At 71.7% G+C, this 26,074-nt stretch carries 15 protein-coding genes; all 15 read left to right on the top strand.

Annotated elements, in window-relative coordinates:
- The first annotated feature begins 32 nt into the window (after nucleotides 1–32).
- Nucleotides 33–2,105 carry an ATP-binding protein gene (locus tag ABZ822_RS17310; protein ID WP_360853883.1) on the top strand — a complete coding sequence of 691 codons (2,073 nt, stop codon included), beginning with the start codon at nucleotides 33–35 and terminating at the stop codon, nucleotides 2,103–2,105.
- On the top strand, nucleotides 2,096–2,407 hold the full coding sequence (locus ABZ822_RS17305) for a hypothetical protein (RefSeq protein ID WP_360853880.1): 312 nt from the start codon (nucleotides 2,096–2,098) through the stop codon (nucleotides 2,405–2,407). The genes ABZ822_RS17310 and ABZ822_RS17305 overlap by 10 nt, the downstream gene beginning before the upstream one ends.
- Nucleotides 2,404–9,216, top strand: coding sequence for a DUF4157 domain-containing protein (locus tag ABZ822_RS17300; RefSeq protein ID WP_360853877.1), 6,813 nt, complete (start codon nucleotides 2,404–2,406; stop codon nucleotides 9,214–9,216). Before ABZ822_RS17305 ends, ABZ822_RS17300 begins: the two co-directional genes overlap by 4 nt.
- 26 nt (nucleotides 9,217–9,242) lie before the next feature.
- Entirely contained in the window at nucleotides 9,243–9,839 is a 597-nt protein-coding gene (locus ABZ822_RS17295) for a hypothetical protein (RefSeq protein ID WP_360853874.1), read from the top strand.
- Nucleotides 9,836–10,522, top strand: coding sequence for a hypothetical protein (locus ABZ822_RS17290; protein ID WP_360853871.1), 687 nt, complete (start codon nucleotides 9,836–9,838; stop codon nucleotides 10,520–10,522). The genes ABZ822_RS17295 and ABZ822_RS17290 overlap by 4 nt, the downstream gene beginning before the upstream one ends.
- 6 nt (nucleotides 10,523–10,528) lie before the next feature.
- Nucleotides 10,529–10,885 (top strand): hypothetical protein, encoded by a 357-nt coding sequence (locus ABZ822_RS17285; RefSeq protein ID WP_360853868.1) that lies wholly within the window; start codon nucleotides 10,529–10,531, stop codon nucleotides 10,883–10,885.
- Nucleotides 10,878–12,017 carry a hypothetical protein gene (locus tag ABZ822_RS17280; protein ID WP_360853866.1) on the top strand — a complete coding sequence of 380 codons (1,140 nt, stop codon included), beginning with the start codon at nucleotides 10,878–10,880 and terminating at the stop codon, nucleotides 12,015–12,017. Before ABZ822_RS17285 ends, ABZ822_RS17280 begins: the two co-directional genes overlap by 8 nt.
- 133 nt (nucleotides 12,018–12,150) lie before the next feature.
- Nucleotides 12,151–12,675, top strand: coding sequence for a phage baseplate assembly protein V (locus tag ABZ822_RS17275; RefSeq protein WP_360853863.1), 525 nt, complete (start codon nucleotides 12,151–12,153; stop codon nucleotides 12,673–12,675).
- Nucleotides 12,676–12,793: 118 nt separating this feature from the next.
- Nucleotides 12,794–13,042, top strand: a complete 249-nt coding sequence (locus ABZ822_RS17270) for a hypothetical protein (RefSeq protein WP_360853860.1) — start codon at nucleotides 12,794–12,796, stop codon at nucleotides 13,040–13,042.
- Complete coding sequence (locus tag ABZ822_RS17265) at nucleotides 13,039–13,422, top strand: GPW/gp25 family protein (protein WP_360853857.1); 384 nt, start codon at nucleotides 13,039–13,041, stop codon at nucleotides 13,420–13,422. The genes ABZ822_RS17270 and ABZ822_RS17265 overlap by 4 nt, the downstream gene beginning before the upstream one ends.
- Nucleotides 13,419–16,631, top strand: coding sequence for a putative baseplate assembly protein (locus ABZ822_RS17260; RefSeq protein WP_360853854.1), 3,213 nt, complete (start codon nucleotides 13,419–13,421; stop codon nucleotides 16,629–16,631). The genes ABZ822_RS17265 and ABZ822_RS17260 overlap by 4 nt, the downstream gene beginning before the upstream one ends.
- The gene (locus ABZ822_RS17255; RefSeq protein ID WP_360853851.1) at nucleotides 16,628–20,413 is read left to right on the top strand and encodes a putative baseplate assembly protein; all 3,786 of its coding nucleotides are present in this window, start codon (nucleotides 16,628–16,630) and stop codon (nucleotides 20,411–20,413) included. Before ABZ822_RS17260 ends, ABZ822_RS17255 begins: the two co-directional genes overlap by 4 nt.
- Complete coding sequence (locus ABZ822_RS17250) at nucleotides 20,410–22,596, top strand: hypothetical protein (protein ID WP_360853848.1); 2,187 nt, start codon at nucleotides 20,410–20,412, stop codon at nucleotides 22,594–22,596. The genes ABZ822_RS17255 and ABZ822_RS17250 overlap by 4 nt, the downstream gene beginning before the upstream one ends.
- 53 nt (nucleotides 22,597–22,649) lie before the next feature.
- A complete protein-coding gene (locus ABZ822_RS17245; RefSeq protein WP_360853845.1) occupies nucleotides 22,650–24,209 on the top strand; it encodes a DUF6519 domain-containing protein in 1,560 nt (519 codons plus the stop codon).
- 32 nt (nucleotides 24,210–24,241) lie between these two features.
- The gene (locus ABZ822_RS17240; RefSeq protein WP_360853843.1) at nucleotides 24,242–25,117 is read left to right on the top strand and encodes a peptidoglycan-binding protein; all 876 of its coding nucleotides are present in this window, start codon (nucleotides 24,242–24,244) and stop codon (nucleotides 25,115–25,117) included.
- Nucleotides 25,118–26,074: the final 957 nt, after the last annotated feature.

Raw genomic sequence — 26,074 nt, 5'->3', positions numbered from 1 at the left:
GACGGATGCGGAAGACGGGGGTGGGCGGCGTCATGGGCGCACAGCAGGGGAACGGACCGCGTCCGGCGGCTCCCGGCACGGACGGGCGGGCGCTGACCGCGGCGATCGCCTCGGTCCTGGCCCGTGTCGACGCGCACGCCCTGCGCGCGTCCCGCACCCGAGCGGAGACCGGAAGCGGAACCACGAGCGGCCCGGCGGCCGGCACCGGGCCGGACGCCAACACCCGTACGGCGGCCAGGGACGAGACCGACAACGCCACCGGCGGAACGGCGAAGCGGGCCGCGTCCCCCACCGGACCCGGAACCCTCGACGCCCTCGTCACCTGCTTCGGGCTCACCCCCTTCGAGCGCGACGTGGTCCTCCTCGCCGCCGCCACCGAGCTCGACCCCACCACCGCATCCCGCTGCGCCGCGGCGAGCGGCGACCCCGAGCGCGCGTACCCGACCTTCTCGCTCGCGCTCGCCGCGCTCGCGGAGCCCCACTGGAGCGCGCTGACCCCCGTCGGCCCCCTGCGCCGCTGGCGGCTGCTCGAACTGGACGACGAGACACGGCTGACGGCAACCCGGCTGCGTCTGGACGAACGGATCCTGCACTTCCTGCTGGGTTCGCCGTACCTCGATGTCCGCCTGCACGGGCTGCTGCGCCGTACCCCCGTTCCGGACGGGCTGCCCGCCTCGTACGACCGGGCGGCGGACCGGATCGCGGCGGGCTGGGCCGAGCCCGTGCCGGACGCTCCGCTGCGGGTCGAGCTGGTCGGCGGGGATCTGCGCACCCGCGCCGACATCGCCGCCTCGGCCGCCCACCGGACCGGGCTCGGCCTCTACGCGATGTCGGGCCAGGACGTGCCGTCCGACCCCGCCGAACGCGACGGGCTGGCGCGCCTCTGGCAGCGCGAGGCGATCCTGCTGCCCGCCGCGCTGCTGCTGGAGACCGGCGACCTCGACCGCGAACAGGCCACCGCCACCGATGCGTTCCTCGCCTCGGCGGCCGTGCCGCTCGTCGTCGCCGGGACCGACCCGCGCCCGTCCGAGCAGGCGCGCGGCGAACGCGTGACGGTGCCCTCCCTCGGCACGGAGGAACAACTCGGGCTGTGGGCCGATGCGTTCACCGGCGTGCCGGGGATGTCGCGGGAGCATCTCGGCGGCCTGGTCGCGCAGTTCCAGCTCCCGCCGCACGTCATCCGCTCGGCCGCCACCGCCGTACGCCGTGCCCTGCCCGAAGACAACGACGGTGAGGGCGGAGCCGACGCGGCGGCGCTGGCCTGGCACGCCGGGCTCGCCGAGGCCCGCATCGGCCTGGACGAGCTGGGGCGGCGCGTCGAGCCGGAGGCGGGCTGGAACGATCTGGTGCTGGCCGAACGGCAGTTGCGCATCCTGCGGGAGATCGTCGCCCACGTACGGCGGCGGGCCACCGTCCACCAGGAGTGGGGCTTCGCCGGGACGCTGCGGCGCGGCCTCGGCGTCACCGCGCTCTTCGCGGGAGGCTCGGGCACCGGCAAGACGCTGGCGGCCGAGGTCATGGCGCGCGAACTGGGCCTGGACCTCTTCGTCATCGACCTCTCCCAGGTCGTCAGCAAGTACATCGGCGAGACCGAGAAGAACCTGCGCAAGGTCTTCGACGCGGCCGAACGCGGCGGCGCGCTCCTGCTGTTCGACGAGGCCGACGCCCTCTTCGGCAAGCGCAGCGAGGTCAAGGACAGCCACGACCGGTACGCCAACCTGGAGGTCAGCTATCTGCTGATGCGGATGGAGGCGTACCGGGGCCTGGCGATCCTCACCACCAACATGAAGAAGGCCCTGGACTCCGCCTTCATGCGACGGATCCGCTTCGTCGTCGACTTCCCCTTCCCCGGCGAGTCCGAGCGGGCCGAGATCTGGCGCCGGGTCCTGCCCGAGCAGGCGCCGATGAAGGACATCGACCCCCGGCTGCTGGCCCGGCTGACCGTGGCGGGCGGCTCCATCCGCAACATCGCGCTGGCGGGCGCCTTCCTCGCGGCCGAAGAGGGCGACCGGCTGCAGATGCGGCACATGCTGGCCGCGGCGCGGACCGAATACCTGAAGCTGGAACGCTCCTTGACGCCCTCGGAGGTCCACGGATGGGTCTGAACGAGGAACCGCGCCGGGCCCGCCCCGGGCCGGCGCACACCGTACGCGTCGACATCGGCGAGCTGGTGCTCGACGGCTTCGAGCGGGTCGACACCGATCGTGTGTCGGAGGCGTTCCAGGCGGAGCTGACCCGGCTCGTACGGGAACGGGGCGTGCCGATCGCCGCCGACGGCACCGACCGTGAGCTGGACGTGGTGTCCGGCCTTCCGGCCCTCCCGGCGAACGCGTCCTCGCGGCGGCTCGGCCAGGAGCTGGCGCGCTCGGTGCACGCGGGCCTGGCGGGGCGGGGGGAGGCACGATGAGCGCCTCCCATGTCCCGTCCCAGGACACCGAGTCGAGCCGGTCCGGCAAGCGGCGGAAGCGCAAGGAGCGTGCGGGCACGGCGCGTACCCCCGAGCCGAAGGACATCGTCAGCGGGGCAGGTCAGCCGCTGGACGTGAGCGTACGGCGCGAGCTGGAGGAGCAACTCGGCCACGACCTGGGCCGGGTGCGGCTGCACACCGACCGGGACGCGGGCGCGCTGACGGACTTGCTGGGCGCGGACGCGGTCGCGGTCGGCCAGGACATCTTCTTCCGCGAGGGCGCATACCGTCCGGGTACGGCGGATGGCCGGCGGCTGCTGGCTCACGAGGTGCTGCACACCGTCCAGAACCCCCACGGCCTCGGCGCGCTGCGCGCTGGCCGCGACCTGGGAGCGGTGAGCCTGCCGCAGCAGGCGGTCGAGCGGGAGGCGGAGTCGGCGGCGCAGGACGTCGCGGCGGGCGAGGCCGCTCCGGCCGACCGGGAGCCGCAGGTCCAGGAGGGCCGGTCCACGCCGGGCTGGCTCCGCTACACCACGGTGCACGCGGACCGGAACCGGATGGAGCAGCTGGACCCGGCGACGCTGGTGGACCGGTTGGCGAACTCGGTGGTGCGCTCGCTGCGCGGCGACCCGGAGGACCGGTCGAAGCGCACCCGCATGCAACTGGGCCGGATGTCGGACGCGTTGCAGGACGCCGTGCTCGAACGCCTGGAGTCCCGGCTGCTCAGCACGGAGCACGACCGGGTGCTCGACCTGGTCGACGAGGTCGGCTTCGCGGAGGACCTCGAACAGAACTCGCTCGACGCCCCCTTCGTCGAGGCGGACCAGGCCGAGGAGCTGCTGCTGGAGCGGGAGACCGAGCAGCGGTCGGCGGAGGAACGGCGGGCGGAGGAGACCAGGCCGGCCGTCGCTCCGGGACCGGAGAAGGAGGAGTCCGGCGAGGAGGGCGCCACGGGCGGCACGCCGCGGAACGGCGGAACGGCGGAGCATGGGACCACCCCGCAGGGCGGTGGTGCGCCGCGGGGCGGCGAGCACGGGCGGAAGCCGGACGAAGAGCATGGGCAGCGGCCGGGGACCACCACCCCACGCAGCGGCGGGAGTTCACCCTCCGGAAGTCAGCCCTCGCCGGAGTCGCCGGCAGCGGCTGAAGCACAGGCGAAGGCACCCACCTCACCGTCCTCCGAACGTCAGCAGTCCGCGTCGGCGCAAGCTTCCGGAAGGTCCGCCGGACAGCAACAGGCCGGTGACAGGAAGGGCGCAGGCGCCAAGGAAGGGAAGGACCTCGAGGGCGCCGGGTCAGCGGGCAAGGAGCAGGCCGCCGCCGAGAAGCGCGCGGGCGGAGCCGACGCCCCCGCCGCCGGACGGCAGCCCGAGCGGAGGGACGAACGCGGCGCGGAGAAGCCCGACGGTCCTGCGGCAACTGGCAAGGACACCCAGCTGCCGGGCCCCACCAGCCGGCTCGACGGCGTACGCGCTCAGGACCTCGGCGGCCCGGAGGAGCGGGCGGCCGAGGACCCGTTCGGTTCCGGCAGCGCGTCGGAAGTCGATGTCGGGGGCGAGGAGAAGAGTGCCTGGGACGTCAAACTCCAGCCGGAGGACTTCGTTCCGGAGAAGGACCTCGACGTGTCCGCCGTACCGACCGCGGACCAGCTGGACCCGTCCTCGTCCGGCTCCGCATCGGCTCCGTCCTTCCCCGCTCCCCCGGTCACCAAGGCCGACACGGTGCAGGCCGAGCGCGACACGGAGGACGCCGAGGACGCGGCGGCGGACGCCGGGCCGGAGGACGAAGCGGCGGAGAGGCCCGCCGGGACGGAGCCGCCGGTCGAGGCCGAGGAGGGCGGACCCGGAGCCGATCGGCCGGGGGCCCTCGAACTGGAGCGGGCCGGCGTGGCCGGGCCGGGATCGCCGGGTGCCACTTCGCGGGACCCGAAGAGCGGTGACGACCCGAAGGCCGGGCCCGTCACGGCCCAGACCACGGTGCAGGAGGCGCCGGGCAAGCCGGAGACCGGCACGTCCGAGGGCGGCAGTCCGGCGAAGGAGCAGGCCGCCAAGGAGGAGAAGGGCACGGCGGCCGCCGGGGACAACGCAAGCGGTACGCCGGAGAAGGCGTCGCAGCAGGCCGTGGGCGGCAAGTCGGCCCCATCGGAGCCCGGGGCCATGGAGCAGCAGAGGGCGGGGGATCTGCCGTCGGCGGCGAAGCTCGAGCCGGCGGCCGACGCGAAGGCTGCGTCCCCGACCTCGCAGGACACGCAGGCCCCCGGCGGCTCCGGTCCGGGCACGCCCGGCGGCCCGAGCAGCATGCCGGAGAGCGATACGCAGAACGCGCCGTCACCGGGCAACACGGCCACGAACGAGGCGAGTTCGCGTACGGAACCCCCTACCGCGCGGGAGGCCGCGCCTGCACCACCACCGGAACCCGCCTCTGCCCCTGCCCGTTCAGGGGGCAGGGCGCCCCGGTCCCGGGGCGGAGGCGGAGGTACCCGGAGCGCCGGCGGGGGCGGCAGGGGCGGAGGTGGTTCCCGTACCGCCGCGTCGGCCGCGGGGAAGAAGAAGCCGGCGGCTCCGGACCTGTCCCAGGTGACCCCCGAAGCCGGGCTGAGCACAGCATCGAACCTCAAGCCTCATCAGGCCCTCGAGGCCATGGGCGGGTTGAACGGTGCCGTCGACAAGAACGTGGGTGAGGAGCACCAGGCTCTCAAGGACGCGCCGCCCTCGATGGAACGCCCCGCCGGAGCGCCGCAGACGTTGCGCGGCGCACCCAGGACCTCGGCGCCGGGCGAGTACTCCGCCGACCCCGCGGCAAAGGTTGATGCGCCCGAGAAGGAGAAGGCCAAGGTCGAAGGAGAACCGCCTCCACAGGGCGATCTCGCGATCGAGGGTGTCGAGGAGCCGAGCAAGCTGCAACTGGGGCTGGCGGCGGGCGGACAGCTCATCGCAGGTGCCGTGAACGGGGTGACCAAGTTCTTCGGCGCGGACGAAGACGTCATCGACACGGGTGCCTTGATGCGCTGGATCCTCGACATCCCGAGCGACGACGAGATGCTGGCCAAGGCGCAGGTGGGGACGGCGCCGGGTGTGGAGCTTCAGGGGGAGACCCAGGGGCGAGCCGATGAGCAGAGTGGTGAACTGGACACCAAGGGGCAGGAGTTGCATGCCTCGGGCCGTCAGGACGCCGACCGGCCGTTGGGCGAGGACCAGGTCTACCCGGACGTACCCAAGGAAACGCTGACGTCCCATGTCCCGGGCTCCAAGGGGCAGGGCCCCGCGGGCGGGGGCAACACCTCAGCAGCGGGAGGCCGGATTCCCCCGGAAGCGCTGTCCGAGGTCGCGGAACACGAACGCCGCCCACAGCTCAAGGCTGCATTCAGCGACGGCCGGAAGGCCATGTCCGACAAGCGGCAGACCAAGGACAAGGAGTCCAGGGAGTCGCAGGAGCAGCACAAAAGGCAGGTCCGGCACGAAATCGAGTCGAACACCCGGACCCAGACCGCTGAGCGCGAAAAGACCATGTCCGAGGTGTCCGGCTCACGTTCGCAGTGGAAGGCCGAGCAGGACAAGGAGCTCGGCTCCCTCGGAACCAAGAAGTCCGCGAAGATCACCAAGATCCGCCAAGAGGTCCAGGACAAGGAGAACGATACCGACACCCGCGTCAGGGACCAGCATGAACTGGACCAGGAGAACATTCACAAGGAGAGGAAAAGGGCAAACGAAAAATCCGAGAGCAAGAAGAAAACGGCACACAACGACTCCGGCAGCTGGATCTCCCGGGCCTTCTCGTTCATCCGCGAAAAGCTGACCGAACTCAAGGATGCCATCATCGGCTTCCTCAGGGCGGCGCTCACCGAGATCAGGAAGCTCATCACCAACTTCAGGACGACGGTGATCGGCTGGATCGACGCGGCCCGCAAGTTCATCGTCGACAAGTTCAAGGACTTCACCGAGGCCCTGATCCAGCTCGGCAAGGACCTCCTCAACGCCGTGCTGGAGATCGCGAAGCGCATCCGCGACCTCATCATCCGCATCCGTGACGCGGCCATTGCTCTGGTCAACCGGATCGCCACCCAGCTCAAGCAGATGATCAGCGATCTCCTCGACGCGATCGGCGCGTTGCTCAGCAGGATCCTGGACGCGCTGAAGAAAGCGCTGCGCGCCGTGGTCGAGGCAGTCGTGAACGCGGTGAAGGCCATCATGGACTTCGCGGCCAAACTGCTCGGCGCTCTGGGTGACTGGATGCTCATCGCCGTCGACTTCCTGGCCGACCCGGGCGGCTGGCTGAGCGGCGCGAAAAACTCCGCGGTGGACGGGGCGAAGAACCATTTGTTCGCTGAGGTCTCCTCAGCGGTCAAGCAATGGTTCAAGGACAAGATCCAGGAAATCATCGGCGTTCCGAAGGCAGTTCTCGACAAGCTGCTCAAAGGCGGCTTCACCCTCGAGCAGATCGTCAAGGAGGCGTGGGACGCCGTCGTTCCCCAACTCCCGCTGATCATCGGCGAACTGGTCATGACCAAGATCGTCGCCAAGCTGATCCCGGGAGCGGGCTGGGTGATGGCGGTCATCGACGCCATCCGTACGGCGTGGGGAGCGCTGAGCGAGATCCTCCGCGCTCTGGGCCTGGTACTGGACTGGTTGAAGGCCGTACGCCGAGGCGGCGCGGGCCTCCTCTTCGCCAAGGCGGTCGCGGCAGGTGTCGTCGCGCTGCTGGAGCTGCTGTACGAAGCGCTGTTGAGCGGCATCGGCAAATACGTCGCGAAGGTCGGCCGCCGCCTCAAGGGCGTCGCCGCGAAGCTCGGCGACAAGGACAAGGGCGGCAAGCCGGGCAGCGGCAAGGGAGCGGGCGCGGACGGCACGGACAGCCGGGCCGGCAGGCGGAAGGACGAACCGGCCCCGGCGACCGCCGGCGCTCCCGGGACGCACCCGGTCACCGGCCGGCCCCGGCCCGGCACGATTCCGGACGTCACGAAGCCGGGCACGCGGCACGGCGCCGGGCCGGACCCGGGCAAGGACGCGCCGGGCCCGGGCCGCCCGAAGGGCGGTGCGGACGACGGCAAGAGGCCTGAGCCGACGAGCAAGGACAAGAACGGCAGGCCCAAGGGCAAGGACGACGAGAAGCCGGACACCCGCCCGACCCCGTCCCCGAAGCCCAAGCCGAAACCGGAACCGCGGCCGAAGCCGAAGGACGACCCGGAGGCGAAGCCGAAGCCGAAGGATCAGGCCCCGGGCAAGCCGAAGTCCGACGCCAAGGACACGCCAGGCAAGCCGAAGCCGGACGGCGACAAGGACCCGACGCGGCCGAAGGACGGGAACCCGAACAAGCCGGAGGACGGTAAGGGCGGGGACAAGGACTCCCCCGGCAAGCCGAAGAACAAGGGCAGCGGCAGGGGCGCCGACGAGCGTCCCAAGAAGCCGAAGGACACGGACGGCGAACCCAAGAAGCCCAAGAGCAAGGACGAGGCCAGGGGCCCGAAGAAGCCGAAGAATGACAGGCCGAAGGACAACGACCCGGCCAAGGAGAAGCAGGACAAGAAGGACCGGCGCAAGAAGGAAGAAGACTCGAAGGACTCCAAGGACGAACGGCTCCGCAAGATCGTCGCGCGCCTCCGCCCACGCATTGACTCCAAGCTGCGCAAGGGAGTCAACGCGCCTCTGATGCGCGCCATGCTCGCCGCCAACCGAGCGTGGTTCCGTCTGACGTCGCTCTCCCCTGAAGGGGGCGCCGCTCAGACGGTAGTGGCTCGGCTCAACCCCGAGCTCTCGGCCAGCGAGAAGCACAAGCTCGCTCGCCAATTGCAGTTGCAGCAAGAGATGGACCAATTCGCCAGGAAGCAAGCAGCGCAAGAGGCGGCAAAGAAAGACGACCCGACCGAGCAAGAGCCACCGAAGCAAGCGGAACCGGACTCCGGAAATGCCCCCTCGGGCAGTGCAGCTAAGCTCCATCACCAGCTCAACCCGGATCAGCCGCTACTCACACAGACCGGCTCCGTCAACACAGTTCTGGACCAAGCCAAGCGAGAAAAGCTCTGGGCAACCCTGCAGCACGGGAAGAACGGCCCGTCCGTGGACTGGCGGGGTGGATTCCGTCACGATCCCGGCGGGTTCCTCAACCTGAGCAGCGGCGATGTGAGATATCAGGATGCACGCCTCGCCACCAAACAACTGAAGGACGTCAAGAGGTTCGTCGCCGGTGTCCAAGCCATCCAGCGGGGTGACCTCAAGGCCGCCATGGAGACCGGCCACGACCTGCAGAAGATGATGGAATTCGCGTATCTGCGAACCCTCATCGAGAGTCGACGCGACCCCACCATGAAGACCTTCGGTCTGACCGAGATCAGCTGGGCGGGACGCGCAAATTCTGAAGCGGCCGCAAAGCAACGCCTGGATGAGATTCTCAGCCGCGGAATGATGACCCATAACCGCAACGTGAAGCTGGCCAAGGACGTAGCAGAGATAGCCAGGAAGGTCGCCCCCAACGGCCAGCTCAATATGGACCGCATGGACGACGCCGCAGTGCAAAAACTCTTCAAGGACCCCACTCCGTACATCATCGGGCGCGTGCACGAGAACGAGGTGAAGTGGGCTCTGCGCGCTGGACAGCGAACCCCCGACGAGGACGAGACACGAACAAGCAAGGAAACAGCCCGACAGCGACTGGACCGCTTGACCCTCTGGACTCATCGCGTGACCCCGAGCGATGTGCACGTCACCTTCGACGGATACGAAGACCATCTCGAAAGGATGCGGAAGATTATCGACGAAATCCTTGACGCCGACTCAGAGGTGCTCGATCGCGCACCTGGACTGTGGACGCCGTAAAGGCCACCCAAGAAGGGGACAATGCAATGCAATGGGGAGCGTTTCGCGGTCGTCGGCTCGTCCTTTCCGATGAGATGGGCGAGGACGAGGTGTTCGAGTGCGCGTCTGTCATCAATGCCACGAAGAAGCGGGAGACGACGGCAAGCGTGGAGGTGGGCCTAGCCAGAGAGGTGACATGGGAGCTCACCCCTGATCATTACATGCATTTCGGGAAGGAACACCCGTGCGGCGTCTGTTTCGTATTCGTGTCCGGACCCGGGCAAGCGCAAGTCGACGAGCTGACCGGCATGCTGTCGCGTTACTTCGAGCCCCGCGAGGACGAAGCGCTGCTCACCGGACTTGACGACGCTGATTCGATCAAGAGTCGACGTTGCCAACTCGTTTGCCTGGGGATCGGCGCTCCCCGCACCGCAGATGTCCGATACCTGGAGCGCATCGTGGCAGCGATGCACGACGAGAGCAGCCGAATTCGAGAAGGCGGGCTCTGGGCCGCGATGTACGCACTGTGGCCCGAGCTGCTTCCGGAAATCGACGCGATGGAACGGGTCGATTCGGAGCCGCTGCTTCGTGAGCAGGCTTGCGCGCTGGCAGGCCACATGAGGAAAGAGGGGATCACACCATGACCCGCTACGCCGACATACCCAAACCCATCCGCTCCGGCATCGTCATCGTCGACCCCGAGCGCGGAACCCCCCAGCGCATCATCGTGCTGCAGTTCAATCCCGACACCCTCGAGCGCTCCATCGCGCCCCAGGCCGCCGGAGGCGGAGGGGACTCCGGCGGGGGCGGGAGCGGGGGCGGGGACAGGAACGAGGCTCTGCGGCTCAAGGGGCCTGCGCAGGAGACGTGGAAGTTCACCGCGGAGATCGACGCCACCGACCAGTTCGAGGTGGCGGCGCCCGACGGGATTCATCCTCAACTCGCCACGCTCGAGATGCTCGTGCAGCCGACCACCGCCCAACTGCGTGAGGCCACCCGCCTCAGCAAGAAGGGCACCATCGAGATCAGTCCCATCGAGACGCCGCTGACCCTCTTCACCTGGGGAAGCAAGCGCGTCATGCCCGTACGGCTGACCGAGCTGTCGGTCAACGAGTCGGCGTTCGACGTGCATCTCAACCCGATACGGGCATCCCTCAGCATCGGCATGAAGGTGCTGACCGTCAGCGATCTGCCGGCCGGGCACCGCGGGGCCGAGCTGTATCTCGCGCACCTCGCGCAGAAGGAGCGGCTCGCCGGGGCCGCGGCCGCCGGGCGGCTCGGGTCGCTCGGGCTGACCGGCGCGGACATCGGAACGGGGAGGGCGTAACAGACCATGATCGAGCCGTACGAGTCCGCGCTGGACGCCATCCCCGGCGCGCATCCCTATCCCCGCACCAGCCGGTACCACGACGCCGAGATCGGGGTGCACACCCAGCCCGACGGCACCGAAGTCCGTTACACCAAGCGCCGTTTGCTCCCTCCGATCGACCAGGTCGCGGCGGAGGACGACACGGCGACCCACACCGTCAGCGCCGGGGAGCGCCCCGATCACCTCGGGCAGCGCTGGTTCGGCGACCCCGCCCAGTGGTGGCGGATCGCCGATGCCAACCCCGTACTCGACCCTGAGGAGTTGACCGACGAGCCGGGTCGGCACATCGGCATCCCTCTGCCGGGCGGCCGCCATGGGTGACGAGCCGATCGGGAGCGGGCCCGTTCATCTCACCCTCCACATGGGTCCCAAGCTCACCCGCCCCGTCCCGCCCGAGGTGTCCGAGGCGCTGCTGTCGGCGCAGATCACCAGTACCGCGGGGGAACGGTCCGGTTTCCAGATGGCGTTCGACCTGACGAAGAGGGGGATGATCACCCAGCGGCTGCTGCCCGAGGGGTTCTTCGACCCGAAGACGCGGGTCGTCGTCGTCACCTCGGTCAAGGGGACCCCGACGGTCGTCCTCGACGGGCTGATCGTGCGTCAGGAGGTCGGGGCCAGCAACCAGCCGGGGCAGACCACCCTCACCGTCACCGGTGAGGACCTCACCCTGCTGATGGATCTGGAGGAGCGCACCGACCGGTATCCCAATCTCGCGCCCTCCCAGCGCGTGGAGCGGATCCTGGCGAAGTACGCGGACTACGGCATCGACGCCCGCATCATCCACGAGCAGATCCAGCAGCCGCCGCGCGAGCAGCTCCGCGTCGACTACCAGACCGGGACCGATCTGAGTTACGTCAACGAGCTGGCCCGCGCCAACGGCTACACCTTCTATCTCGATCCCGGCCCGCGCCCCGGGCGGTCCACCGCCTTCTGGGGCCCCGAGCAGAGGATCGGGCAGCGCCAGCACGCCCTGAACGTCAACATGGACGCCAACTCCACCGTCGATCAACTGACGTTCGCGTACGACGGGACGGCCCGGGAGGAACCGCAGGCCCGCTGGCAGGATCCCCGCACCCGCGACACGGTGCTGATGCCCCAGCCCGACATCGGCCCGCTCCGGCCGCCGCTCGGCCGGCGCGCCAGTCCCGCGCTGAAGCGCAGAACGCTCTCCGGCACCGCCAAGAAGGACCAGGAGCAGGCGCGGGCCGAGATCCTGGCGCGCGCTGCGACGTCCGCCGACGCGATCTCCGGTTCCGGGCAGCTCGACGTGAACCGCCACGGCTACGTGCTGCGGCCGCGCGAGCTGGTCGGGGTGCGCGGCGCGGGCGTGACGTACGACGGCGACTACTACGTGAAGAGCGTGACGCACCAGTTGCGGCCCGGCTCGTACCAGCAGAACTTCACGCTCTCGCGCGAGGGGCTCGTCGCCCGCGGCGACACCGTCCGCCCGTAGAGCCCGAACAGCACAGCCAACACAGCCAGGACAGCCAGGACAGCCGCAGAACCCGTGCAGCACGGCCCGGGGCCCGCAACCCCGCACGCGGCGATACCGCAGGACACACGCGACAGACCAGGAGCACCTTCGTATGGCGGCACCGAACAACCGCTACCTCGGCAAGTTCCGGGGACGGGTGGTCGACACCAGGGATCCGCTGAGGATCGGCCGGATCACGGCCCATGTGCCCGATGTGCTGGGCGACACCCCGTCCACCTGGGCTCTGCCGTGTTTCCCCTTCACCGGCGGCCGTGCGGGCCAGTACACCGTCCCCGAGCCGGGGGCCGGGGTGTGGGTGGAGTTCGAGCAGGGCGATCCGAGCTTCCCCGTCTGGACGGGGTGCTGGTACGGCGACGCGCAGGAGCTGCCGGTGGACGTGCGCGAGGAGGTGCCCGTGTCGCAGCCCGTCGTGGTCGAGACCCCGGGCCGCCACAAGCTCGTGATGTCGGACGTGCCGGGCGGCAAGGGGATTCTGCTCAAGGCCCCGGGCGGAGCGTACGTACAGATCGACGAGCGGGGCGTGACCATCGACAACGGTCAGGGCGCGTCGGTCGAGCTGATCGGCGATCAAGTGAACATCAACGAGGGCCGGTTGATCGTGCCCAAGAAGCAGTAGCCAGACCAACGGGGAGAGTCTCTTGTCCGGAACCTCCGGGAATCTCGTCAGCGCCGCAGCCGCGCTCCACTGTCCGCACGGCGGCCGGGCGTCGGCCGCCGCCTCAGCGTCCTCAGCCGTGTCCGCCGACGGGCTGCCGGTGCACACCGGCTCCGACGCCTTCACGGTCACCGGCTGCCCGCACACCGTCGACCGCGTGCCGCGGCCGTGCACCACCATCCGCTGGAGTCCGGCCGCCGGCGGCGTGACCGTCGACGGGGCGCCGGTCCTCCTGCACACCACGCATGCCATGTGCTTCAGCGCCGGCCTGGTGCCGCAGGGCAGGCCGCTCGTCACCACCGCCGAGCAGGGGGTCGTCTGCCGATGAGGACACGTCTGGTCCGTACCGACATCGCCTTTCCGTTCCGGGCCGACCGCCTGGGACGGACGGCGCACGCTCCGTACGAGGAGCATGTGCGGGATCTGATCGAGCAGTTGCTGTTCACCAGCCCCGGCGAGCGCGTGATGCGCCCCGACTTCGGCTGCGGCCTGCTCGATCTGGTCTTCACCCCGAACAGCCCGGAGCTGGCCTCCGCGCTGGAACTGTCCGTCCACGCCTCGCTGCAGCGCTGGCTGGGCGAGCTGATCGAGGTCGAGTCCCTGGACGTGGTCAGCGAGGAGAACGTGGTCCGCGTCCATCTGCGCTACGTGGTGCGCTCCACCGCGAACCGGCGCGACGACGTGTTCGAAGGGAGGGGCGCGGCATGAGCGGCGCGAGCGGCGACCTGGTGTGCCGTACGGACGGCAGGCGCGCGAAGGTGCGCGGCGCCCGGCTCGGCGGGGTGGACGCGGTGGAGGCCGGTGACGACGGGCTGACCCTGACCGTCACCTTCATCGGCAAGGCCCCGCACGGGCTGTGCCCGGAGAACGTACGCATCGACGGCGGACGCCGCGTCACGAGCATCGAGGCCGTCGAGGTGTGTGTCGAGCGCGAGGAGGACCCGGAGCTGGACGACCGGCTCCTCGTCACCCTCGACCGCACCGGCGACTCCTCCCCCTACCGGCTGTCGATCGTGGCCACCGACCCGTACGGGCGGCCGGGCACGGAGCCCTTCCCCGGGTTCGACCAGCGGTACTTCCACGCGGAGTTCCGCTTCGTGAGCGACTGCCCGTCGCCGTTCGACTGCGCGGACGAACAGCCGGACGCCCCGCCCGCGTATCCGCAGGCGCCGGTCGTCGACTACACCGCGCGGGACTACGACAGCCTGCGCCGGGTCGTCCTGGACCGGATGGCGCTGACGACGCCCGACTGGACCGAGCGGCACGCGCCCGACCTCGGCGTGACGCTGGCCGAACTCCTCGCGTACACCGCGGACCGGATCAGCTACCAGCAGGACGCGGTGGCCACCGAGGCGTATCTGGACACGGCACGCCGCCGGGTCTCCGTACGCCGCCACGTCCGGCTCATCGACTACCCGATGCACGACGGCTGCAACGCACGGGCGTTCGTGGCCGTGGAGGCGGTGGAGCCGCTGACGCTGCTGCCGGGCACGTACCGCTTCGCCGCGGTGGACGTCCGCAGGCTCGGCCCGCACGACGCCCCCGAGCCGGGCACGGTCATCGACGACGGTGATCTGACCGCGCTGGACGAGCGCGGCTCGGTCGAGGTCTTCGAGCCGGTCGCGCAGGAGCCGCTGCGCCTGCTGCCCGCGCACAACGCGATCCGTTTCTGGACGTGGGGCGACGAGGTGTGCTCGCTGCCGAAGGGCGCGACGTCCGCGACGCTGCGCGACGCATGGACGGACGCCCCGGGTGAGGAGCAGGGCTGGGAACCGGACGAGTCCGGCGAGCGGTGCCGGGAGCGGCAGTTGGACCTGCGCCCCGGCGATCTGCTGCTCTTCGAGGAGGTGCTCGGCCCGCGCTCCGGCACACCCGGCGACGCCGACCCGTCCCACCGCCAGGCGGTCCGACTCACCTCCGTGACCCCGGCCGTGGACCGGTTGTGCGGACAGCCGGTGCTCGAGGTCACCTGGTCCCGTGAGGACGCCCTCGCCTTCCCCGTGTGCCTGTCCACCCTCGGCGGTACCGACTGCTCGCCCGTGCCCGACGTGAGCGTGGCCCGCGGCAATGTGGCGCTGGTCGACCACGGACGGTCGACGGCCTTCTGCGAGGCGTTGCCCGAGCGGATCACCGTGCCCGCCGATCCTCCGGTCCCCGCGCCCTGCGGCCCGGACGCGTCCGGCTGCCCGGACCGCGCGCTCGGCAACGCACCGGCAGAACTGATCAACGCGCTGCTGGAGACGACCCGTTGCGGCCGTCTGCTGCGGCCGGACGACATCCGCGAGCTGTTCTCGGTCGTCGGCGAGGAGGCGACCCTGCGCGCCGGACTCGCCCTGGAGCTGGCCGGGCGCCGCCGCGGACGCGGAAGCGACGACGGGCGGGTCGTCCCCGGCACGGCGTACGCCCAGGCAGAGGCGTTGCGGACGCTGCTCGCCCAGACCGCGTACCCCGGCATCGTGCCGCGTTTCCGGCCGGTGCTGGACCGCTCCCCCGTCGTCCAGGCCGTGCCGTTCCCCGAGCCGCGTCATGTCGCGGCGGGGCAGGCCGGGCGGCTCGCCGCGATCCCGGAGCGGGCGCGGGAGCGGCTGGTGGAGCTGTGGCGCAGCGCGCGCCACCACGACGGTCTCGCGGAGGAGGAGATCGCCGAACTGACCGTGCTCTTCGGGCTGAAGGTGCTGGAACGCTTCGAGCTGCGCCGCCACCCGGTCCGCGCCCTGCGCGAACTGCTGCACCGCAGCGAGCGGTTGCTCAGCCCCAAGCGGCGCCGGCTGACCGTCCTGACGGCCCGCGCCCGCGCGGGTGCGGTGCTCGACGGACGCATCGCCTGGGAGATCGCCCGCACCTGGGGCCCGGCGTACGCGGAGGGGCTGCATCCGCAGGAGACCGTGCTGCACGGCCCCGCGGCCGCGCTCGTCCAGGACCCGAGAGCCGCGCTGCCGGCCGTACGCCTTCTCGACGGCCGGGCGGTGTGGGAGCCGCGCAGGGACCTGCTGCACAGCGGCGCGCGGGACCGGCACTTCAGCGGTGAGCTGGAGGACGACGGGCGGCTCGCGCTGCGCTTCGGTGACGACCGGTACGGCGCGAGGCCCCGCCCGGGCGCGACGCTGGAGGTCCGCTACCGCACCGGCGGCGGCCCGGCGGGCAACGTCGGCGCGGAGGCCATCAACCACCTGGTGCTGTGCCGCGGCGAGGAGGCCGTGGAGGCCCGCGACGCGATGCCCGTCGCCGGCGTGCGCAATCCGCTGCCCGCCGTGGGCGGCACCGCTCCCGAGCCGGTCGAGCAGGTCCGCCAGCTCGCCCCGCTCGAACCGGCCCGCACGCGGCTACGCGCCGTGACCGCCGAGGACTACGCGACGCTGGCCGCCGCGCTCCCCGGTGTGCAGCGGGCGGCGGCAGAGATCCGCTGGACCGGCAGCGTGCAGGAGGTGCACGTGGCGGTCGACGCCCTCGGGACGGGCGATCCGCCGCCGGACCTCCTCGACGCGGTCGCGTACGGGCTGGAGGGCTACCGCCGTATCGGGCACGACCTGGTGGTGCAGCCCGCGCGGGCCGTGCCGCTCGACATCGCGCTGGAGGTCTGCGCCCGACCCGGCCACCAGCAGGGGCAGATCATGGCCGACCTGTACCGGGTGCTGGGCAGCCGCACGCTGCCCGGCGGCAGGCTCGGCTTCTTCCACCCCGACGCGCTGACCTTCGGCGAACCGGTCCGCCTGAGCCGCCTGGTGGCGGTCGCGGCGGCCGTGCAAGGCGTACGGAGCGTGCGCGCGACCCGGCTGCGCCGGCTCTTCCAGGACGACCACGGAGAAGTGGAGGCAGGTGTGCTGCGGCTCGGCCCGCTGGAGATCGCACGCTGCGACAACGACCCCGAGCAGCCCGGGAACGGTCTGCTCCGGATCGCCTTCGGAGGTGTCCGATGAGCGGCGCCTGCGGATGCGGATGCGGCGGACACGACGAGCGCACGGCCCCGCCCGCGCTCCACAACCCGCCCGGCCGCGACGCGCTGGACCACCGCGTGGGCACGTACGGTTCGTTCCTCGCGGCCATGCTCGACCGGCTCGCCTCGCCCGCCTACCCGGGCCTGCGCGGGCTGACGGTCCGCACGCCGGACGACCCGGCGATCGGGCTGCTCGACGCCTGGGCGGTCCTCGGCGACCTGTTGACGTTCCACTCCGAGCGGATCGCCGACGAGGGCTATCTGCGGACCGCGAACGATCACCGGTCGCTCGCCCTCCTCGGACGGCTGACGGGGCACCGTCCGCGGCCGGGCGTGTCCGCGGACACGCTGCTGGCGTACACCCTGGACCGTGACCCACGGTCGGAGACGCGGACGCCCGTCCTGATCCCGCGCGGTGCGCGCAGCCACAGCGTCCCGGCCGCCTCCGACCAGGACGCGCAGACCTTCGAGACCGACGAGGAGCTGCTCGCCCGCTGGGACTGGAACGAACTGGCGGTACGGCGGCGGCGCCCGATGCCGCTGACGCCGGAGGATCTGCGCGAGCGGCCCGAGCTGTTCTTCGCGGGCACCGCCAACTCCCTGCGGCCGGGCGACAAGCTGCTGTTCGTCTTCGGCGAGGACGAAGCCGGCTCGTCGCGGCGTCTGCTCCCCGTGACGCGCGTGCGGATCGACCGCGAGGACGACGTGACGGCGGTCGGGCTGCCGGTGTCGGTCCCGCCGTCGCTGCGGGAGCTGGTGGAGGAGCTGGAGCAGTGGATCACGGTGGGGCCGGACAGCCCCAACCCGCGACCGCCCGCCAGTCCGCTGATCGACGACTTCGACGCGCAGGTGCTGGCGCAGCTCCGCGCCGACCTCGAACTCCTCGACACTCCGGCGAAGTTCGCGCGACGGCTGGACGACCCGGTGCAGCGCCTGTGGGAGGCGCAGGCCCTCTCGGCCCCGTACGAGGAGACCGGCGACTGGTTCGAGCAGCTCAACGCCGTCCTGGTGGACCTGCAGGAGCGGGCGGCCGGACTCGACGGCTCGGACGAGGTATCGGACCAGGACCGGCCGGAGGGGTACGGGCCCGGCGAGGTGGACCCGCGGGCCGCGGCGGCCCGCACGCTCGGCGCCCTGCTCCCGCATCTGCGGGCGGCGTCCGGTACGCGGCCCCCGGCCCGGTCCTCCGCCCCGGACGCGCGCCTCTTCGCACCCGGCTCCGACCTCACCGCCCAGCTCCTGTCGGCGCTCGACCCCGGCCTGGAGAGCACGCTGTACCCGGCGCTGCGGCAGGCCGTGCCCGCACCGGCCGGCGCGCTGCGCTCGGTCCAGGCGATGCGGGTCACGGCCGCCCCGTTCGGTTCGACCGCCCCGCTCAAGCCGGTGCAGGACGACCGGGGGCGGGTCGTCCGTACGGCCGACTGGCCGCTGACGGGCGGCGCGCTGACGTCGATGCGGGTCGTGTTCGACACGGCGGGACGGGTCCCGCTGAAGGCGGAGTTCCAGCACATCGAGGCCGGCACATCCGTGCAGCGCACGGAGAACCTGCCGTCCGACGCGGCCTTCGACCTCGGTCCCGGCCGGGTGCAGATGTCCACGCGCAGCGGACCGGACCACGACCTGAGCTGGCTGGGGCGGCGCCCCAGCGACTCCCAGGAGCCGGGGGTCACGGCCCGTCTGCTGGCGGAACTCCCGGAGCGCACCCTGTTCGTCTCCCGCCCGGCCGAGGACGGCCGCGTCCATGTGGCCGTCGACGACGGGGGCGGCTCGCCGCTGACGTGGCGGCTGTCACCGGGCGAGCAACGGCAGCACACGCACGGCGAGTTCGAGGTGACGGTGCGGTACACCGCCGGGAGCGAACCCACCGGCGTCGAGATCGGGCTCGCCACCGTCCCCGCGCCGCCCAACCGCCGTGTCCTGGCGCTGGACACGGTGATCGAGGGGATCTCGGCCGGGAGCTGGGTGGCCGTCGAGCGGCCGCGCAAGGGCGCGGGCGGCGAGGACGGGATTCCCGGCGACAAGAACCTCGCCTTCGTCACCACCCGGGTGACGGCGGTGCGCACCGCCGCGTACACCGCGTACGGCATCACCGGGCGCGGCACCGAACTGACACTGGCCGACCCGTGGCTGGACGAGCACGACGTGGTGCTCTCCCACATCCGGGACGCCGTCGTGCACACGCGCGGCGAGTCGCTGCGCCTGGCCGACGAGCCGCTGGGCGAGGACGTGCACGGCAACGAGATCGAACTCGCCGAGCTGTACGACGGGTTGCGGCCCGGCCGACTGCTCGTGGTGTCCGGCGAGCGCACCGACATCCCGGGGGTCGCCGGGATTCAGGGCACCGAGCCCGCCGTCATCGCGGCCGTCGAGCAGACCGTCGACCCGGAGCTGCCCGGCGACCATCTCCACACCCGGCTCACGCTCACCGCCGACCTCGCGTACCGCTACCGGCGGGGAACGGTGAGGATCCAGGGCAACGTCGTGTCCGCCACGCACGGCGAGAGCCGCGACGAGGCGATCGGCAGCGGCGACGCGACCCGGCTCCACCAGACGTTCGCGCTCTGGCAGTCGCCCCTGACTTGGCTGCCGGATTCGAGGGCAGCTCACGGGCGAGGTTCCGGGGGAGCTCTCGGCGCGACCCCGATGCTGGAGATCCGGGTCGACGGTCTGCTGTGGCACCGGGTGGACAGCCTCGCGGGCCGCGGCCCCCGCGACCGCGTCTACGTCCTGGGTACGTCCGGGGACGGCCGGACGACCGTCACGTTCGGCGACGGCCGGAACGGCGCCCGGCTGCCGAGCGGCCACGAGAACGTACGGGCCCGCTACCGCTTCGGCACCGGCCGGGACGCCAACGTGGCCGCGGGCCGCATCACCCAGGCCGTCACCCGGCCCCTCGGCGTCACCGCGGTCACCAACCCGCTGCCCGCGACGGGCGGGGCCGACCCGGACGGTCCGGGTCTGACCCGCCGCAGCATCCCGCTGGCCGTCTCCGCCCTGGACCGCCTCGTCTCGGTCCAGGACTACGAGGACTTCGCGCGGTCCCGGGCAGGCATCGGCCGGGCCTCGGCGCGGCAGCTCTTCGACGGGCGGCGGCAGATGCTGCACGTGACGGTCGCCGGGGCGGACGACATCCCGGTCGCGGAGGACTCGGAGGTGCTGCGCTCCCTGCGCTCCGCGCTCGGCGAGTACGGCGACGCCCGGCTGCCGGTGCGCGTGGATGTCCGCGAGCTGGTGCTGCTCGTTCTGGCCGCGCGGGTGAAGGTGGCTCCGGACCATTCCTTCGAACTGGTCGAGCCACGGCTGCGGCGCGCCCTGCTGCACCGTCTCGGCTATCCGGGGCGGGAGTTGGGCCAGGGCGCGCACCTGAGCGAGGTGCTCGCCGTCGCCCACTCCGTACCGGGCGTCGACCACGTGGACGCCGACACCTTCACGGGCGTCCCCGCGAGCATCACCCCGGACGCGCTCGCCGGGCTCGCCGGGCGGATGGCCGGGACGCCGCAGTCCACGGTGCCCGCGCGGCCGGCGGCTTACGAGGAGGAGCTGTACCGGGTCACCGGCGAGCGCGGCGAGACGCTGTCGTCCGTCGCCGCCCGGCACGGTGTCCCGCTCGCGGAACTCCTGCGCCTCAACCCCGACATCACCGACACCCAGCGGCTCGCGAAGGGCCGTTCGGTGTGCGTCTTCCGCGGTATCCGGCCGGCACAGCTCGCGCTGTTCTCGCCTCGCGTCGCGGACACCCTGATTCTGACGGAGGTCAAGCAATGAGCAGGGAGCCGGACGGGCTCGCCGAGCTGCTCCCCCAGTGGCACCGGCTGCGCGACGCGGAACAGGGCGAGCCCTTGCGGGCCCTGCTCGCCGTGATCGCCGAGCAGGTCGACCGCGTACGCGACGGGGTGGAGCAGCAATACGACGACTGGTTCGTGGAGACCGCCGCCGAGTGGGTGCTGCCCTACCTCGGCGACCTGGTCGGCTACCGCCCGCTGCCGGGCTACGAGCGGGTGCTCGCCACCGGCCTCAAGGACGGTGGCGACGCGGCCGGTTCACGGCGGCGGCTGGCCGAGGCACTGGCACCGCGCCGCGACGTGGCCGCGACGGTCGCCAACCGGCGCCGCAAGGGCACCCTCGCACTGCTGGAGGAGCTGTCGGAGTCCGTAGCAGGATGGCCGGCGCGCGCCGTGGAGTTCTCCCGGCTGGTCGCGCACCACCAGCCGGTGAGGCTGTACGGCTCGGGCACGGAGGCCGCCGACGAGCGGCGGCGGGAGCGCGGCCGTCTGCTGGACCTGCGGGACGGTTCCGCACTCGACCTGGCGGGCGGCCCGTTCGGGACGGTCGCGCAGTCGGTGAACGTACGGCGGGCGGGCTCGGACCGGCGGCAGGGCGGCTACAGCCCCGCCGGGGTCGGCCTGTTCGTGTGGCGGCTGAAGCCGTACTCCGTGACGGGCGCGCCCGCGTACTGCATCGACCGGGCCCGCAACCTCTACACGTTCTCGATCCTCGGCAACGACTCCCCGCTGGTGACCCGGCCCGAACCGGAGCCGTCCGCCCAGCACATCGCCACCCTCGACAACGTGCCCGCGTCCATCACCCGCCGGCAACTCGCCGACCGCCTGGCCGACTACTACGGGCCCGGCAAGAGCTTCACCGTCTGGCGCGACGGGCAGGACGAGCCGGTGCCGCCGCAGGACATCGTCGTCGCCGACCTGTCGCACTGGCGCTACCGTCCGAAGCGCGGCCAGGTAGTGATCGACCCGGAGCTGGGCCGGATGGCGTTCGGGTCGCGGCAGGCGCCGCGCCAGGGCGTCTGGGTCAGCTACCACTACGCGTTCGCAGACGACCTGGGCGGCGGCGAGTACGCGCGGGACCGGGGGACGGACGCGGGCGCCGAGGTCTACCGCGTCGGGCCCCATCAGCCGTACCAGCGGATCATGGACGCGTACGCGCAGTGGCGGAACGACCGCCGGGCGGGGCGCTGCGGACCCGGCGGCATCATCGAGATCACGCACAGCGGCGCCTACCAGGAACAGCTCGACTTCGACCTCGAGGACGGCGACCGGCTGGAGTTGCGCGCCGCCGAGGGCACGCGCCCGGTGATCCGGCTCCTCGACTGGTACAGCAACCGGCCCGACGCGCTCAACATCCGTGCGCGGGAGGACTGCGCGCCGGGCGACGCGCCGCGGATCGTGCTCGACGGACTGCTCGTCACTGGACGGGGACTCCATGTCTCGGGCCCGGTCGGCACGCTGGTGCTGCGTCACTGCACGCTCGTCCCGGGCTGGTCGCTGGAGCCCGGTGGTTCGGCCGACGGCGGGGGGTGCGAGCCGCACTCACCCGAGGAGCCGAGTCTCGTCCTGGACCGCACCACCGCCTGCGTCCAGATCGAGCGCACCGTCCTCGGCACGATCGAGGTGATCGGCGACGAGGTGCACACCGACCCGCTGCACCTTCACCTCTCCGACAGCGTCCTGGACGCCACCGGGCACGACCGGGAGGCGCTCTCGGCGCCCGACTGCCGCCACGCCCACGCCGTCCTGCACGCGCACCGCACCACGATCATCGGCGAGGTCCACACCCACGCCGTGGAGATCGCCGAGAACAGCATCGTCACCGGGCGGATGAACGTCGCCCGGCGAGGCGTCGGCTGCCTGAGGTTCGGCTACGTGCCGCCCGGCTCGCGCACCCCGCGCCGCCACCGCTGCCAGCCGGACCTGGCCGGGCCCGAACGGACCCGTCTCGTGCGGCCGTTGTTCAGCAGCGAGCGCTACGGGACGCCCGGCTACGCGCAGTTGGCCACGGGGGTCGCCGAGGAGATCCGGCGCGGGGCGGAGGACGGGGCCGAGATGGGGGCCTTCCACGACCTGTACCAGCCGCAGCGCGAGAACAGCCTGCGGGCCCGGCTCGCGGAGTACACCCCGGCCGGCACCGACGCCGGGATCATCCCCGTCACCTGACCCTGAAACGCCGTACACCGCGGATCCGAACCATTCGAGGGGGACCTCTTCCCATGCACGCAGATCTCTCCCGCTTCACCTTCCGGCCGGAGCGGAACTACTCGGCGGTGGTGGCCCAGCAGGGCCGCGTCCAGCTCGACGCCGACGCCAACGAGCAGGCGGCCATCCAGCTCCACCAGGCCCGTACGATCGCCCGTGACCTCATCGGGCAGCACGGCGGACCGGCCGGGGCACTCGGCTTCGGCATCGAATTCATCGGCGGCAAGAGCGAGTTGGACGACCTGTCCATCGGCGGCGGCCGCTACTACGTCGACGGCATCCTCGTCGACGCGACCCGCCCGCGGCCCGCCACCGCCGTCGAGGACGAGCCCGCCGCGGAGGACGACGGCGCGGAAGGGGGCGCCGATGCCACCCCGTCCGCGCCGGAGCCACCCGCGACCTGGCGCTACTGGGACCAGCCCGACGGGTTCCGCGACCCGGAGCGCCCTGCCGACCGGCTGCCGTCCGGCTTCCCGTTCCTGGTCTATCTCAAGGTGTGGGAGCGGCTGGTGACGGCCGCCGAGGACCCGGTGCTGCGCGAGGTGGCGCTCGGCTCGGCGCTGCCCGACACCGCGGCCCGTACCAAGGTCGTCTGGCAGGTGCTGGCGCTGGAGGGCTCGAAGCTGGACCTGGAGGACGGCGACGGCCGCAAGGACTCCGTACGCCAGGCGTTCGCGCGGTGGGCGGCGGAGCAGGAGCGGCCCGGGTCGCGCCTCGCCGCGCGCAGCGAGCGGCCGGACCACGCCGACGAGGACCCGTGCCTGGTCAGCCCGGACGCCCGCTACCGGGGGCCGGAGAACCAGCTCTACCGCGTCGAGGTCCACGACGGCGGCTCCGCGAAGGACGCGACCTTCAAGTGGTCGCGGGAGAACGGCTCGGTGGTCTTCCCCGTCGACGGTCTGGACGGCACCTGGGTGGAGCTGGCCTCGCTCGGCGCCGACGACAAGCTCGACCTCCACGTGGGCGACCGCGTGGAGTTCGTCGACACCGCGTACAGCAGCCGCGGGGACGCCCTGCCGCTGCTGCGCGTCGAGGAACTCGACCTGCCGGGGCGGCGGGTGAGGCTGTCCGGCGAGCCCGAGCCGGGCGTCGGACGGCGTCCGGAACTGCACCCGTACCTGCGCCGCTGGGACCACCAGGAGGGGGCGCGCCGGGGCAAGGGGGGCGCAGCCGCAGGACTGAAGCACGGCGCACTCCGACTCGAAGAGGGCCGTTGGCTTCCTCTCGAGGACGGTGTCGAGGTCTATTTCGCTGCGGAGGGTACGTATAGGTCAGGGGACTACTGGCTGATCCCCGCGCGCACCGCGACGGGCGCCGTGGAATGGCCGGTGAACGCGGCCCGCAAGCCGCTGCTGCAGGCCCCGCTCGGGGTCCAGGCCCACTACGCGCCTCTGGCGTGGGTGCTGGGCGAAAGGACGGAGCCCGACCTGCGGCAGTCCTTCGGGCCGTTGGCCGCTCCGGTCCCGGCGGCGAACGACGAAGTGCTGGCCGCGGAATCCGCGGCGGCAGCGGAAACGGAAGCACGCGAGGCGGCGGGAGCGGACGCGGAGGAGGAGGCGGGTCAACAGCAGTAGTCCACATCTGAACCGACACCGAAGGAGACACGATGGCCACGCCCCTGAGCGCGTCCCGAATCGTCAAAGTCCTGCGCGACGAGGGACTGGTGGTCCACGAGTACCGCAGCTGGCGTACGCACAACCGCAATCACAAGGGCCCCTGGGGACCGGTGAACGGCGTGATGATCCACCACACCGTCACCAAGGGCACGAGCAACTCCGTCGACCTCTGCTACGACGGGCACTCGGCGCTGCCGGGACCCCTGTGCATGGGGGTCATCGACAAGGCGGGCGAGGTGTGGCTGGTCGGCAACGGCCGCGCCAACCACGCCGGACTCGGCGACGGCGACGTGCTGCGCGCCGTCATCAACGAGTCCGACCTGCCCCCCGACAACGAGGCGGATACGGACGGCAACCGGCACTTCTACGGCTTCGAGTGCATCAACCTCGGCGACGGGGACGACCCGTGGCCCGAGAAGCAGAAGCTCGCGATAGAGAAGGCGTCGGCAGCCCTCTGCCGCGCCCACGGCTGGACGCACAAGTCCGTGATCGGCCACCTGGAGTGGCAGCCGGGCAAGCAGGACCCGCGCGGCTTCACCATGAAGTCGATGCGCGACCGGATCGCGAAGCGGCTCGGCCGCGACCCGGAGGGCCCGACGGATCCGCCGGCGCCGCCCAAGTACGAGCCCTTCCCGGGCGCCTCGTTCTTCCGCGAGGGCCGCAACAGCAAGATCATCACGGCGATGGGCAAGCGGCTCGTCGCCGAGGGCTGCGGCCGCTACGAGGTCGGGCCGGGTCCCGAGTGGACGAACGCGGACAAGAAGTCCTACGCGGCCTGGCAGCGCAAACTCGGCTACTCGGGCTCGGACGCGGACGGCATCCCGGGGAAGACGAGCTGGGACAAGCTGAAGGTCCCGAACGTGTAGCGGGAACGGCGTGACGGCGCCGCGCCGCCAGGATCTCCGCCACGAGCCTCCGTGACGGTGACTGCCGGGCGCCGCGGCGCCAGTTGGGGCCCGGCGGGCGTGCTGCTCCGGAAGCGACGGCCGGAGGGTCCGGCGACCGGCTGACCGGGCAGCGGCGCACGGCGGGTTCACAGCGGGCTCGCTGGACTGACGCCGTCCGACACCTTGCGGCTTCATCTCGCGCCTCCGGCGCAAGACCGAGCATCGGGCCCCCGAGGGATCCGATGACCGGCCCCCACCCAAACAAGGGCCGGGGACCGGCCAAGGTCACCAAGGGCCTGGGCCAACCCGGGTCGCCCGGGCACCCGTTGTGAAAATGCTTGCCTCAAGTCAAGCATTCCGACAACAGCACCCCGGGAGACACCGCGCCATGCGAACAGCTCCAAGCGCCACCACACGACGACCGCAGCCGGACACCCAGAACCCGAAGCACGAGCCGGGGACCAGCCAAAGCCACCCACGGCCTGGACCAACCCGGGCCGCCCGGGCACCCGTTGTGAAAATGCTTGCCACAAGTCAAGCATTCCGACAACAGCACCCCGGGAGACACCGCGCCATGCGAACAGCTACAAGCGCCACCACACGACGACCACCGCCGGACACCCAGAACCCGAAGCACGAGCCGGGGACCAGCCAAAGCCACCCACGGCCTGGACCAACCCGGGCCGCCCGGACACCCGTTGTGAAAATGCTTGCCACAAGTCAAGCATTCCGACAACAGCACCCCGGGAGACACCGCGCCATGCGAACAGCTCCAAGCGCCACCACACGACGACCACCGCCGGACACCCAGCCCAGCCGACCTCCTCCCGGCCCGCATGCTCAAAACCCACGCACCGGCCCGCACCCCGGCGACAACCCGAGCCCCACCCCTGGGCCCCCGCTCGGGCACCACCGCGCTCCTGCCCCCGCCCGGCT

This window comes from Streptomyces sp. NPDC047108 (genome assembly GCF_040643575.1).
Taxonomy (GTDB): domain Bacteria; phylum Actinomycetota; class Actinomycetes; order Streptomycetales; family Streptomycetaceae; genus Streptomyces.
This window is presented reverse-complemented; position numbering and strand designations above follow the sequence as displayed.